Source organism: Staphylococcus simiae (assembly GCF_002902085.1).
In the GTDB taxonomy this organism is placed as follows: domain Bacteria; phylum Bacillota; class Bacilli; order Staphylococcales; family Staphylococcaceae; genus Staphylococcus; species Staphylococcus simiae.
On record NZ_PPQR01000048.1, the window covers coordinates 1 to 14,288 of the forward strand.

14 protein-coding genes are annotated in these 14,288 nt (G+C 31.8%); all 14 read right to left on the reverse strand.

The window, feature by feature from the left end; genetic code table 11:
- Positions 1-148: 148 nt before the first annotated feature.
- Positions 149-586, reverse strand: coding sequence for a bacilliredoxin BrxB (gene brxB / locus CD113_RS06120; protein WP_002463490.1), 438 nt, complete (start codon positions 584-586; stop codon positions 149-151).
- Between the two features lie 327 nt (positions 587-913).
- Positions 914-2,209 carry a dihydrolipoamide acetyltransferase family protein gene (locus tag CD113_RS06125; protein ID WP_002463488.1) on the reverse strand — a complete coding sequence of 432 codons (1,296 nt, stop codon included), beginning with the start codon at positions 2,207-2,209 and terminating at the stop codon, positions 914-916.
- Between the two features lie 12 nt (positions 2,210-2,221).
- Positions 2,222-3,205, reverse strand: coding sequence for an alpha-ketoacid dehydrogenase subunit beta (locus CD113_RS06130; protein WP_002463486.1), 984 nt, complete (start codon positions 3,203-3,205; stop codon positions 2,222-2,224).
- Entirely contained in the window at positions 3,205-4,197 is a 993-nt protein-coding gene (locus tag CD113_RS06135) for a thiamine pyrophosphate-dependent dehydrogenase E1 component subunit alpha (RefSeq protein WP_002463484.1), read from the reverse strand. Before CD113_RS06135 ends, CD113_RS06130 begins: the two co-directional genes overlap by 1 nt.
- A gap of 15 nt (positions 4,198-4,212) precedes the next feature.
- Positions 4,213-5,634, reverse strand: coding sequence for a dihydrolipoyl dehydrogenase (lpdA, locus tag CD113_RS06140; protein WP_002463482.1), 1,422 nt, complete (start codon positions 5,632-5,634; stop codon positions 4,213-4,215).
- 164 nt (positions 5,635-5,798) lie between these two features.
- Positions 5,799-7,475 carry a DNA repair protein RecN gene (gene recN, locus CD113_RS06145; RefSeq protein WP_002463480.1) on the reverse strand — a complete coding sequence of 559 codons (1,677 nt, stop codon included), beginning with the start codon at positions 7,473-7,475 and terminating at the stop codon, positions 5,799-5,801.
- Positions 7,476-7,490: 15 nt separating this feature from the next.
- On the reverse strand, positions 7,491-7,943 hold the full coding sequence (gene ahrC / locus CD113_RS06150; RefSeq protein WP_002463478.1) for a transcriptional regulator AhrC/ArgR: 453 nt from the start codon (positions 7,941-7,943) through the stop codon (positions 7,491-7,493).
- Between the two features lie 376 nt (positions 7,944-8,319).
- Positions 8,320-9,201: a polyprenyl synthetase family protein gene (locus tag CD113_RS06155; protein WP_002463476.1), complete on the reverse strand. Its 882-nt coding sequence runs from the start codon at positions 9,199-9,201 to the stop codon at positions 8,320-8,322.
- Positions 9,179-9,409 (reverse strand): exodeoxyribonuclease VII small subunit, encoded by a 231-nt coding sequence (locus tag CD113_RS06160; protein WP_040801844.1) that lies wholly within the window; start codon positions 9,407-9,409, stop codon positions 9,179-9,181. The genes CD113_RS06155 and CD113_RS06160 overlap by 23 nt, the downstream gene beginning before the upstream one ends.
- Positions 9,402-10,739: an exodeoxyribonuclease VII large subunit gene (xseA, locus tag CD113_RS06165; RefSeq protein WP_002463472.1), complete on the reverse strand. Its 1,338-nt coding sequence runs from the start codon at positions 10,737-10,739 to the stop codon at positions 9,402-9,404. The genes CD113_RS06160 and xseA overlap by 8 nt, the downstream gene beginning before the upstream one ends.
- A gap of 17 nt (positions 10,740-10,756) precedes the next feature.
- Positions 10,757-11,146: a transcription antitermination factor NusB gene (gene nusB / locus CD113_RS06170; protein ID WP_002463470.1), complete on the reverse strand. Its 390-nt coding sequence runs from the start codon at positions 11,144-11,146 to the stop codon at positions 10,757-10,759.
- 55 nt (positions 11,147-11,201) lie between these two features.
- Positions 11,202-11,564 carry an Asp23/Gls24 family envelope stress response protein gene (locus CD113_RS06175; protein WP_002463468.1) on the reverse strand — a complete coding sequence of 121 codons (363 nt, stop codon included), beginning with the start codon at positions 11,562-11,564 and terminating at the stop codon, positions 11,202-11,204.
- Positions 11,565-11,575: 11 nt separating this feature from the next.
- Positions 11,576-12,934 (reverse strand): acetyl-CoA carboxylase biotin carboxylase subunit, encoded by a 1,359-nt coding sequence (gene accC / locus CD113_RS06180; protein ID WP_002463466.1) that lies wholly within the window; start codon positions 12,932-12,934, stop codon positions 11,576-11,578.
- Positions 12,934-13,401 (reverse strand): acetyl-CoA carboxylase biotin carboxyl carrier protein, encoded by a 468-nt coding sequence (gene accB / locus CD113_RS06185; protein ID WP_002463464.1) that lies wholly within the window; start codon positions 13,399-13,401, stop codon positions 12,934-12,936. The genes accC and accB overlap by 1 nt, the downstream gene beginning before the upstream one ends.
- Positions 13,402-14,288 lie beyond the last annotated feature (887 nt).

Genomic DNA, 14,288 nt, shown 5'->3' on the forward strand with positions numbered 1-14,288 from the left:
GGTGCTATTAATCATCGACCAAGAAAGTGTTTAAATTGGAATTCACCTTATGAAATTTTATGCGACGAACTGTTGCACTTAAATTGACAACACAACAGTTCTAAATCCAATCTTATAAGGATTTAACTGTAACATGGGCTATTGCCTCTTATCTTTCTTCACAATATTTATTGAATAACGTTTGTAGTTGATTAATGACATCCATAACATCATGGCCTTCAATTTGATGTCTTTCTATCATTTCTTGAATCTTGCCATCTTTTACTAATGCAAATGATGGACTTGAAGGTGCATAGCCTTCAAAATAGTCTCTTGCACGTTGAGTAGCTTCTTTATCTTGTCCTGCAAAAACAGTAACTAAACGTGAAGGTAATACATCATAGTGTAAGGCATGAGCTGCTGCTGGACGTGCTACACCACCTGCACAGCCACATACAGAGTTAACCATTACTAATGTCGTACCATCTTGTTGAAGTACTTTATCTACATCTTCTGCAGTTGTTAGTTGTTCATAGCCAGCAGATTCAATCTCATTTCTAGCTTGCTCGACTACACCATTCATATATAAATCAAAATTCATATCCATAAGTCAATTCACCTTTCCCTAACCTTTTATTTAAACTATCTATATTCTACTAATTAATATCACTTTGTTCAATAAACTAGTTTATGATCATTTTAATTTTAACTGCTGCCATATTATTTTTAATTCATTTTTCGTTATGTCTTTTAATTCACTTTAATGATGATTAATTTATGTGTTAGTTATAGCTTTAATTTTAATTAAGTAAAATTCTTTACCATATTAGCTTTGAGATAACATAGTCGTCGTGAGATTGTCATTAAAAAAGAATGAAACGCTAATGTCTCATTCTTGTATTATTGTATCGTTACTTAATATTTAAATTGACAATTAATAAATATTTGTATTGTCAACAGAATATTGTTCTATTCTATTTTTGATATGGTTCATAAATTGACCTGTTTGCAAGCCATCTAAAATACGATGATCTATTGAAATACATAGGTTAACCATATTTCTAATAGCAATCATTTCATTAATAACTACTGGTTTCTTTACAATAGATTCTACTTGTAATATTGCAGCTTGTGGATGATTGATTATTCCCATTGATGAAACTGAACCGAATGTACCCGTATTATTAACAGTGAATGTACCGCCTTGCATATCTGCGTTTGTTAACCCTTTATTACGTGCTTTTTGTGCCAATTCATTAATTTCTCTAGCTATGCCTTTGATAGATTTTTCATCAGCATGCTTAATGACAGGAACATATAACTTGTCACCGTCAGCAACAGCAATTGAAATATTAATATCTTTATGTAATACTATTTCATTACCTTGCCAGCTGCTATTAAGTAATGGATATGCTTTTAGGGCATCTGCTACAGCTTTTACAAAAAAGGCAAAGAAAGTTAAATTATAACCTTCTTTTTGTTTAAAACTATTCTTATAATAGTTTCTAGTATTTACTAAATTTGTTGCATCTACTTCAATCATCATCCAAGCATGTGGAATTTCAGTAACACTATTGACCATATTTTGAGCAATTGCTTTTCTCACACCATTAACTGGTATTGAGCTAGATGTTTGGTTATGATTTGTCACATCATTATTAATTTTTTCATGTGTAATATTGTTATTATCATTAGACAATGGACGATTTGGTGTAGTTTCTGATGTTCCATTTTCAATAGCTTTAAGTATATCTTTCTTAGTTACTCGTCCTTCAAAACCACTACCATGTACTAATGCTAAATCTATATTATGTTCTGATGCTAATTTAAATACGACTGGTGAATATCTACCATTATTTCTTGGTTGTTGTTCAGTTAGTTGGTCATTTGATGTGTCGATTGTATTGTTATTGTCAGATGTTTTTTCGACCGAAACCTTTTGCTCTTCAACATCGTCAATCGTATTATCTATAGTTTGATCAGCATTTGCAGATGCATCAGCTGTTGCTATCTTACATATCACCGTATCAATTGTTACAGTTTGGCCTGCTTCTACTGTTATTTCAGTAATGGTACCAGAAATCGTAGAAGGGACTTCAGCTGTTACTTTATCAGTAATGACTTCACATAAAGGTTCATACTCATCTATATGGTCTCCAACAGAAACTAGCCATTGTTCTATTGTACCTTCATGAACACTTTCACCTAATTTAGGCATTGTAATATCCATGTTTTTCCCTCCTTAATAGTCTGCTAATTGTCTCATTTTATGCAAGATTTTTTCTGGATTCATCATTAATTCATTTTCTAAAACAGGTGAAAATGGCATTGATGGCACGTCTGGCGCAGCTAATCTCATAATTGGAGCATCAAGATCAAATAAACAGTTTTCAGCAATAATGGCAGACACTTCTGACATTACACTACCTTCTAAATTATCTTCAGTAACTAATAATACTTTTCCAGTTTGTTTTGCACGATCAATGATTGTATCTTTATCTAAAGGATAAACTGTTCTTAAATCTACAACTTCTACATTAATACCATCTGCAGCTAATATATCTGCAGCTTGTAGACAATAATTAACCATTAAGCCATAACAAAAGACAGTTAAGTCATCACCTTGACGTTTAACATCAGCTTTACCTAAAGGTACAGTATAATATTCTTCAGGTACTTCTTCTTTTAAGAAACGATAAGCTTTTTTATGTTCAAAGTATAAAACAGGATCGTTTGATTCTATAGATGATAATAATAATCCTTTAGCATCATACGGCGTCGAAGGAATGACTATTGTTAATCCTGGCGTTGAAGCAAAAATACTTTCAATACTTTGTGAATGATAAAGGCCTCCATGGACGCCTCCACCAAATGGTGCGCGAATAGTTAGTGGACATCCCCAATCATTATTTGAGCGATATCTCATTTTAGCAGCTTCACTAATAATTTGATTAGTAGCAGGTAAGATGAAATCAGCAAATTGGATTTCAGCTATTGGTCGTTTACCTAACATTGCTGCACCTATCGCTGTACCAATGATATTTGACTCTGCTAATGGTGTATCAATCACTCTATTGTCTCCATATTTTTCTTGTAACCCTTGTGTTGTGCCAAAAACGCCACCTTTTTTACCTACGTCTTCGCCAAGAATAAATGTATTATTATCATGTTGTAGTGCTAAATCTTGTGCTTGGCGTATGGCCTCTAAATAAGATAACTTTGTCATTAATTAAGGCTCCCTTCTTCATAAACATAAGTATAAGCCTCTTCAATATCAGGATATGGCGCTTCTTCAGCAGCTTTTGTAGCTTGGTTAATGATTTCCTTATGTTCTTGTTCTATTTCTTGTAACCATTGTTCATCAATAATTTCATTTGCTAACAATTCATTTTTAAATTTCTCATTACAATCAGCTTTTTTTAAATTATCTCTTTCTTCTTTTGTTCTATATTGATCATCATCGTCAGAAGAATGCGCAGTCATCCTACTTGTAACAGCTTCAATTAGAGTAGCACCTTCACCAGCAAGCGCACGCGCTCTAGCTTCCTTCATCACCTTATACACAGCAAGTGGATCATTTCCATCTACTTGCTCACCAAACATACCATAACCAATCGCTCTATCTGATAACTTTGTAGCAGCATATTGTAACGAATCAGGAACTGAGATAGCATATTTATTATTAATAATAACGCAAACCATTGGTAATTTATGCACGCCTGCAAAATTGAGGCCTTCATGGAAGTCACCTTGGTTTGAACTACCTTCTCCTACAGTGGCAGTGGCAATATTTTCTTTACCATCCATTTTTAATGCTAAAGCAGCACCTACTGCGTGTGGAATTTGTGTTGCTACTGGAGAACTTTGTGATAATATATTGTGTTCTCTACTGCTAAAATGAGATGGCATTTGCTTACCACCTGAATTGATATCTTCTTTTTTACCAAATGCTGCTAAAAAAGTATGATATGCTGAAATTCCCATGTATGTAACAAATGCTAAATCACGGTAATAAGGAGCTGAAATATCTCCTTCTTTCATAGCATAAGCCATTCCAATTTGTGTAGCCTCTTGGCCTTGTCCACTAACGACAAAAGGTATTTTACCAGCACGGTTTAATAACCATAATCTCTCGTCGATTTTTCTACCTAAATCCATTGCTTTATAGATTTCTTTTAGGTCTTGTTCAGTAAGGCCTAGTGATTTATAGTCAATCATCTTTTATCCTCCAATTTAAACGTGAATCGCTCTATCTTCAACTTTTAATCCTAATTCCATTAATACTTCAGAAATAGAAGGATGCGCATGAGTTGTTAAACCTAATTCTAGTGAAGAGCCATTCATAAACTGCAATAATGAAACTTCATTGATCAATTCTGTTACATGTGGGCCAATCATATTAACGCCAATAATCTCTTGGTTTAACTGATCAACAACCATTTCACAATATCCTTTTTCACTGTCAATACTATCAATAACTGCTTTGCCTATTGCTTTAAACGGTACTTTAAAGCCTCGCGCTTTAATACCCTGTTTCTTAGCTTGTTCAATAGTCAAACCAATGGAAGCAATTTCAGGTTGAGTATAGACACACTTAGGCATTAAGTTATAATTTACTGGAATTGGTCCAGCATCAAACATATGTTCAACTGCAACAATGCCTTCCTTAGAACCCACATGTGCAAGTTGTAATTTACCAATACAATCACCAGCAGCATATATATGCTTGTCTTCAGTTTGTTGAAACTCATTTGTCTCAATATGACCACTTTTTGACAGCTTAATCTTAGTATTATTCAAACCAATATCAGCTGTGTTTGGTTGTCTACCAACAGATAATAAAACTTTGTCTACGACAATGTTGTCATTATTTAGTGATAAACGTACATCACTATCAGTTACTTTGACATCTGATTCGGCAAGTTTGACATTTTCATAAAATTTAACGCCACGTTGAGTTAAGGCAGTTTTTAAAACTTTAGCAATTTGAGTACTTTCAGTCGGTAAGATGGAAGGTCCAGCTTCAATCACAGTAACCTCTACTCCTAAATCGATCATTAATGACGCAAATTCTAATCCAATGACACCACCACCGATGATGCCTATACTTGATGGCAACGTTTCTAATGCTAATACATCATCACTCGACAGAATTCTTTCATGATCAAATGGTAAAAATGGTAATGCATAAGGCTTAGAACCAGTAGCAATCAAGACAAATTGATTTGGTAGAATGTCAGATTCTCCGTCTTCATATTCAACTGATATTGTTCCACTCTGTGGTGAAAATATTGAAGTTCCCAAAATTCTACCAGTACCGTTATAAATATCAATGTGATTGTGTTGCATTAAATGTTCTACACCTTGATACATTTGTTTTACAATTTCTTCTTTACGTACAAACATCTTGTCATAATTTATATCATAATCTTCAACATTTATACCAAATGTTGATGCATGTTTAACCGTTTGCAGGACTTCAGCAGATTTCAACAGTGCTTTTGTTGGGATACAACCTTTATGTAAACATGTTCCACCTAATAGACTACGTTCTACAATTGCGACTTTTTTTCCAAGTTGAGATGCGCGAATTGCGGCAACATAACCTGCAGTTCCTCCACCTAAAACGACTAAATCATATTGTTTTTCAGACATGACTTTACTCCTAACTATTTATGGACATAACAATTTGTCATTTTTGTCCCTAATTTTCTAAGAAATGCATACTAAAAAATTTACATTACATGTAGTTCATAGAAAAATAATTTAATATATTTATTTGAATCAATTTACCAAAGTTCACATTATTGAAATGAAATTTATTGCCGCTTATTCTGCTCAATCATTTCTTTAGCATTTTGTCTCGTCAATTCAGTTACACTAGCACCAGAAATCATACGCGCAATTTCATCCACTTTATCTTCATCTATTAATTCTTTTACTTGAGTTATCGTACGGTCATCTTTAGTATATTTCGAAATCAATAAATGATGATCACTCATAGACGCGACTTGCGGTAAATGAGAAATACAAATCACTTGAATAAATTCAGCAATATCTTTCATTTTTTCAGCCATTCTTTGTGCAGCTTGTCCTGACACACCAGAATCAACCTCATCAAACAATATAGCAGTTTGTCCACGTGACTTAACAAAAATACTTTTCAGAGCTAGCATTATTCTTGATAATTCCCCACCAGAAGCAATTTTATTTAAACTTTTTAGGGGTTCACCTTTGTTAGGACTAATTAAAAATTCAACAAATTCTATACCATCTTTATTAGGTTCATCTAAAGGTTTAAATGAAATCTCAAAATTAGCATCTTTCATTTGTAAATTCTGTATTTCTGCTACGATGTGGTCTCTAAGTTCACGAGCCACTTTACGTCGCTCTTGTGATAATGATTCACCTACACTATAGACTTCGTTATAGAGAGAATCAATTTGTGCTCGCAATTCTGCTGTACTCTGCTCATAATTTTCAATCTTATTTATTTCATTTGTCAATTTTTCTTGATATGAAATTAATTCAGAAATGTCTTTGCCATATTTTCTTTTTAAATTAGTTAATAAATTCATACGAGCTTCAAATTCATTTAGAGTTTGTTCATCAAATTCAGTATTTGCCATTTCATCATACAACTCATGCTTGGCATCTTCTAGAATATAATAAAATTGATCAATATCTTCTTTTAATTTTTCATATTTTTGAGGAACAATATCATTGATTATTTGAAGATGATTACTTAACTCATATAATCTATCAGTGATCGCATTTTCATCCGTTAACGTTTGATGTGCATTATTAAGTGCTAAACTTAACTTTTCCGAATTTTGAATGCGTTTAATATCAACTTCTAACTGTTCAATTTCTCCATCTTTCAGTTGAGCTTCTGTTAACTCTTCCAATTGGAACTTCATTAAATCAAGCCTTTGCAATAATGCTTGGTCTGCTGATTCCAACTCTTCTAATTCTTTCTTTTTATTAACGTAAGTTTGATAAGTATTGTGGTATTGATCGATTAAATCTTGATAGCGTTTTTCTGCATAATTATCAAGTAACGTTAAATGATATTTCTGTTTTAGTAAAGATTGCGTTTCATGTTGTCCATGTATATCTAGTAATTCTTGCATTACTCTTCTTAAATCTGATAATGTCACTGTTTGATTATTTATCTTGCACAAACTCTTACCAGAGCTGAAAATTTCTCTCTTAACTAATAAAAAATCTTCATCAATGTCTATATCCATATCGTTAAGTATATGAATTGCATCTTTACTATCATCAATATCGAATATGCCTTCGATTATAGATTTCTTTTCACCATGCCTAACAAAATCAGATGATGCTCTCATTCCAATCAATTGTCCTATGGCATCGATAATAATGGATTTACCTGAACCAGTTTCACCACTTAACACGGTTAAACCATCTGAAAAATTAATTTCCAATTCCTCGATTATGGCAAATTGTTTGATTGATAAGGTTTGTAACATATAAACATCGCTTCCTTATAACAAATTAAAAATTCTTGTTTTAATTTCTTCACTAGCTTCTTTATTTCTACAAATAATTAAGCAAGTATCATCACCACAAATAGTTCCTAAAACTTCTTCCCAATTAATTTGGTCTAAAATTGCTCCAATAGATTGTGCATTCCCAGGTAAAGTTTTAAGTACTAATAAGTTGTCTGTCCCATCTATATTTACAAATGAATCCATTAAGTAGCGACCTAATTTCTCTAAAGGATGAAATTTACGGTCGTTGGGTAAACTATAAACATATTGACCTGACGGAATAGGTACTTTTATTAACTGTAATTCTTTAATATCACGAGAAACAGTCGCTTGCGTAACGTTTAAATCATAATCATTTAATCTTTTTACTAAGTCATCTTGTGTTTCAATTTGTTCATTTGATATAATTTCTCTTATTTTAATATGCCTAACTGATTTTTTGGGCACAACAAACACCTCTGATTACGAATATTTATACAGTTATTTTAACATATGCCTTCATTTACTACTACTAATCACTTTTGCAATAAAAGGGTAAACATAGTTGATTGTTTCAATAAATAGTTAAGAAAGCTGAATACATTACATTAAAGTTATATATTTTCAAATGTATAAAAATGAATATCTGTGTAATATACTTAAAGAAATTCAAATATTTAAAATATATGTTACTTCATTATTTAAAAGGTCATATTTTTATTTTTTTAATGGAAGTGTAGCCATCTCATATTATATGTGCAAAAATTAAAAAATAAACAAAATTGAGTCCACATAAATAGCTGTTAAAAATAAATAAAACCCAAGACATTAATTGTCTCAGGTCTTAGTGATCTCTATTGAAGAATAATTCTACAATGTTTTCTAGCTGTGAAATATCATAGTCATCATCTAATTGTCTTAATTCTTTTAACGCTTGTTCTTTATGATATTTGAGTTTATTTTCAGTTTCTTCTTTACCTAATAAACTTACATATGTACTTTTATTATTTGCAATATCGCTGCCAATTTTTTTACCTAACTTTGCTTCATCACCATAGCAATCAAGCAAATCATCTTTAATTTGAAACATTAGTCCTAAATGATAACTAAAATGTTCTAGATGACTATGCGTTATATCGTTCACTTCAGCAATGTCAGCAGCACTTAATACTGCAAATTGCAGTAATGCGCCTGTCTTAGTTTCATGAATAGCTTCAAGTATATCTATACCTACTTCTTTATCTTCACTTTGCATATCTAGCATTTGGCCACCTACCATACCCATATGACCACTTGCAATGGATAATCTTTTAATAACATCTACTTTTTGCTTATCACTTAGTGCTGTATCACATGCTATCAGTTCAAAAGCTTTTGTCAATAATGCATCTCCAGCTAAAATAGCAGTCCATTCACCATAAACTTTATGGTTAGTCAGTTTACCACGTCTAAAATCATCATTATCCATTGCAGGTAAATCATCATGAATTAAAGAATAAGTGTGTATCATTTCTAAAGCTAAAGCACTTTGTAGCCCTATGTGATAATCTTTATTCAAAGCATTTAAAGTCAACAATAGTAATACTGGTCTGATACGTTTACCTCCAGCATTTAAGGAATAGCGCATACTATCTTCAATCGGTGTTGATAAATTCGACGATTGAATTGACTTATCTAAAGCTTCATTGATTTCATCAATTAATTTATTCATCGGTTTCATTGTCATTATTATCATCCTGTGTTTCTTCTTTAATTAAATCATTCACTTTTTTTTCGGCATTTTTTAATGTTGTGTCACAAGCTGCTGATAATTTCATACCTCTTTGATATAAATCTAGAGATTCTTCTAATGAAACAGTCTCATTATCTAATTTTTGGACGATGTTTTCTAATTCTTGCATCATTTCTTCAAAACTTTGTGTTTCTTTAGTCATCATTACACCTTACTTTCGTCACTTTTGCATCTACAGTACCATCTTTCATTGTTAATGTCATATTATCATCAACATTCAAGTCTTTTGTACTGGTAATGACTTTATCATTTTTATTAATTATTGCATAACCTCTCAACATTGTATTCGTTGGACTCAAGTTATTTAAATTTTCCACTTTATATTTAAGTTCATTTTGATAAGACATGACTTTATTATTTAAGATTTTGATAAGCTGTTCTTTTAATTGGTCATTACTCTGTGCTTTGTCATGAACATTATATTGTAAGTCTTTTAAACTAAATCTTTGTTGAGTCAACAACAACTTATGACGTTGCTGTTCAAGCGTATTTAAAATGTTTTGATTCAACCTTTTTTCTAAATCATCACGTCGTTGAATTTGTTGATCATATAATAGTGATGGTTGTTTAAACTTATAATATGATGATAAATAATCAACATGTTTTTGTTGCTGATCGATATACTTTTTAATAAATCGTGTTAATGTAAATTGATACTGTTTAATTTGCTCCATTAAGTCAAATTGGTCAGGTGTAGCAATCACAGCAGCTTGTGTAGGTGTTGCTGCTCTTACATCAGCAACAAAATCACTCAACGTAAAATCTGTCTCATGTCCTACTGCAGATATGATTGGTGTTTGACAATTAAATATAGCTTTAACAACTTCTTCTTCGTTAAAATTCCATAGATCTTCAATAGATCCACCACCTCGACCAACAATGATTGTATCTACACCTAAACTATCTGCATATTGAATTTTTTCAATAATATCATCTTTAGCTTTTTCACCTTGAACTAACGTATTAATTTGAATTTGTTCAACTAAAGGAAATCTACTATTAATAGTTGAATGAATATCTCTAATTGCTGCACCTGTACCTGCCGTTAACACTGCTATTTTATGTGGAAATCTAGGTATAGCTTTTTTATTACTATTATCAAAATAGCCTTCTTTAGATAATTTCTTTTTTAACTGTTCTAATTTTTGATATAAATTACCAATGCCATCTAACTGCATCTTGTTAACATAGATTTGATAATTTCCTCGACGTTCATACACAGATACTCGTGCCTCTAATAACACTTCATCCCCTTCTTTAGGTTCAAAATTTAAATTGGAAGCACTACCTTTAAACATCATCGCACTTATAACACTTTCTTTATCTTTAACATTAAAATATAGATGACCACTTGAATGTTTTTTAAAATTTGAAAGTTCTCCTTTTAAAAGGATAGATTGTAAGTGTGGATCTTGATCAAATTTATATTTAATATATTTAGTTAGGGCTGAAACACTTAAATAATCAGACATATAACATCAACTCAATTTTATTTTTTTATATTACTAAGCACACCATTAATAAATTTATAATGGTCATCATCACTAAATTGCTTAGTTAATTCGACCGCTTCATTTATAACTACTTTTTCAGGTGTATCACTATGCAATATTTCATAAGTCGCCATTCTTAAAATAATACGATCAGATTTTAATAATCTTTCAATTGTCCAATCTTTTAAATGAGGACGAATTGTTTCATCAAGTACTGGTTCATGATCTTTCACTCCAGAAACCAACCAATGAATAAAGTCAAAATCTAAATCTGGATCTTCGTCCTTAATGAAACTAATCGCTTCATTTATTGTTAAATCACTATTTTTCATTTCTAATTGAAACAAAGTTTGAAAAGCTTGCATTCTAGATTCTTTACGACTCATTTTTAACTCCTTCGGACATTTAAAATTTTCTATATTTTTATGTCACAAATTTTAATTATTTTGCTATAACAATTTGTGTAATATGAATATTAATTTGTTTTGGTTCTAACGCAGTCATAGTTGAAATTGAATTAAAAATTGACGTTTGAATTTCATTTGCAGTTTTTGAAATATTAACACCGTGTTTTAAAGCACAATAAACATCAATGTATATACCATCGTCTTTTGCTTCAATCTTTAAATCTCTACTTAAATTTTTACGACTTACTTTTTCTAAATTTGTTTCTTTTAATTCAGCAAAATGTCCAGTTATACCTTCTACTTCTGCAGTGGCTATACTTGCAATAACAGATAATACTTCTGGTGCTATTTCAACTTTACCTAAATTTGAATTCGAATAATCTGTTACTTTAACCATAGATTAACCTCCTATTTGTCATCATCGTCCATAATACTGTTATTCTCTAAGAAGTTAGTATTAAATCTACCATTTCTAAATATATCATTATTTAATAATCTAATATGGAATGGAATTGTTGTATCTATACCTAAAACGACAAATTCACTTAACGCACGGATACCTGCCATAATTGCTTCTTCACGTGTTGGTTCATGAACGATTAATTTAGCAACCATTGAGTCATAATAAGGTGGAATCGTATAATTCGTGTAGCATGCTGATTCTATGCGTACCCCATATCCACCTGGTGCTAAATATTGCGTTATTTTACCCGGAGAAGGCATGAAATTCTTGTATGGATTCTCTGCATTAATTCTAAATTCAATGGCATGTCCATTCAATTTAATATCTTCTTGTTTGTAAGGTAATACTTCTCCCATAGCAACAAGTAATTGTAATTTAACTAAGTCAATGCCAGTTACCATTTCTGTTACAGGATGTTCTACTTGAATACGTGTATTCATTTCCATAAAGTAGAATTTATTATCATTAAGATCATATATAAATTCAATTGTGCCAGCATTTTCATAGTTCACTGCTTTAGCTGCTCTTACAGCTGCATTTCCCATTTCACGTCTAGTTTCATCATCAAGAATTGGGGATGGCGCTTCTTCGACTAACTTCTGCATACGACGTTGAATTGTACAATCACGTTCTCCTAAATGTATAACGTTGCCAAAACGATCACCAATAATTTGAATTTCTATATGGCGGAAATTTTCGATGAATTTCTCCATATATAATCCACCATTACCAAAGGCAGTTTGCGCTTCTTGCTCAGTCATACGAAAGCCAGTTTCTAATTCCTTTTCATTACGAGCAACTCGTATACCTTTACCACCGCCACCAGCAGTTGCTTTTATGATGACTGGATAACCAATATTTTTGGCAATTTCTTTAGCTTCTTCAACATTTTCCATTAAACCATCACTACCCGGAACAACTGGAACATTTGCTTTAATCATTTCAGCTTTAGCAACGTCTTTAATTCCCATTTTTTGAATTGATTTATAACTAGGACCAATGAACTTAACTTGGCACGCTTCACATAGTTCTGCAAAATCAGCATTTTCAGCTAAGAAACCATATCCAGGATGTAAAGCATCACAACCTGTAGAAGTCGCTATGGATAGTATATTAGGTATATTTAAATAAGAATCTTTAGACGAAGTAGGACCTACGCAATATGCTTCATCAGCAATTTGAGTATGTAGCGCATCTTTATCCCCTTCAGAATAGATAGCAACTGTTTGAATACCTAAATCGCGACAAGCACGAATGATTCTTACTGCTATTTCGCCACGATTTGCTATTAGAACCTTTTTCATTATTTCACCTTAAATAACGGCTGGCCATACTCTACCATTTGTCCGTCTTCTACTAAGATTTCTACAATTTCTCCAGAAACTTCTGCTTGTATTTCATTAAATAATTTCATAGCTTCTAAAATACATACTGTCGTATCGTTTGAAACTGAATCACCGACTTGTACATAAGCTTCTTCTTCTGGTGATGGTGATTTATAAAATGTACCTACCATTGGTGCATTAATTGTTTTATGGTTATCAGTTACTGTATGTTTAGATTCGTCAACACTATTATCTACAGATGGTGACTGCTGTACTTGAGGTGCTACATTCTGCATTGCAGGTTGTGATATTTGTGGTGTAACAATTTCTGTTTCTTTTTCTTTTTTCAAAGTTACTTTACTGCCTTTTGTATCTTCAATATTAATTTCTGTCAAAGTTGATTGATCAAGAATTTCTATTAATTCTTTTATTTCTTTAAAGTTCATTAGTACTGACTCCTTCAGTTTGTTTTCATCTACCCACTTATTTTACTTGAGTGTTAGCGTCAATTCAAGCATGTTCATTTAGTAGTTAATCATTGCATAAGTCTAAAAGATGTTTTTAAGTATTATGTATTTGAAGATAAATACGACTTTATTAGAAATGTTTTTTTGAAACGATTTATATCATAGGACTATCTAGCAATACTTATTAGTCATTTTGTATAGTAAATATTTCAATATTATATAACACATAATGCTACTTCAACTTATATGATACTAAATATTGAATACTATACGTGCTTCTCAAATTTACATAAGTCTTTTAATTACTATAAAACTTTTTATCAAAAATTCATTTGTATCCCCAAATTGGACTGATACATAATATTTTTTAAGCCTCGCACCCCAGCTTGCACACTAATGTAAAAATTCTTTTGACAGAATTTTTCTTTGCTGGGGCCCCAATGCCCAACTATGCCCGTCTTGCACATAAAAGAAAAAATTTTATTTTTAAAATTTTTCTATGACGGGTCCCTGCATTGCATGAAAAAACTGGATAACCAGTTTTTCTGTGTTGGGTCCCTTCCTAGGGTGCTGTCTCAGCCTACCCCAACTGGCAATACTTGTAGAAACTGATTAAATCAGTTTCTCTGTGTTGGGGCCCCGGTCTTCGACTAGCACTGCTCCCTCAACTTGCACTTTACAGTAAAAATTCTATTTATAGAATTTTTCTATTTTGGGGCCCGGTCCCTCAGGAGTCTCGGCTTCAAAATAATTTATATTTTAAATTATTCATTTTTTAATTATCAGTCCTAAAAAACAGAGAACCAGAGAACCTTTATTTATCAGTACTAAAGATAGGCCAAAAAAATCTCGTAACAATATAATTA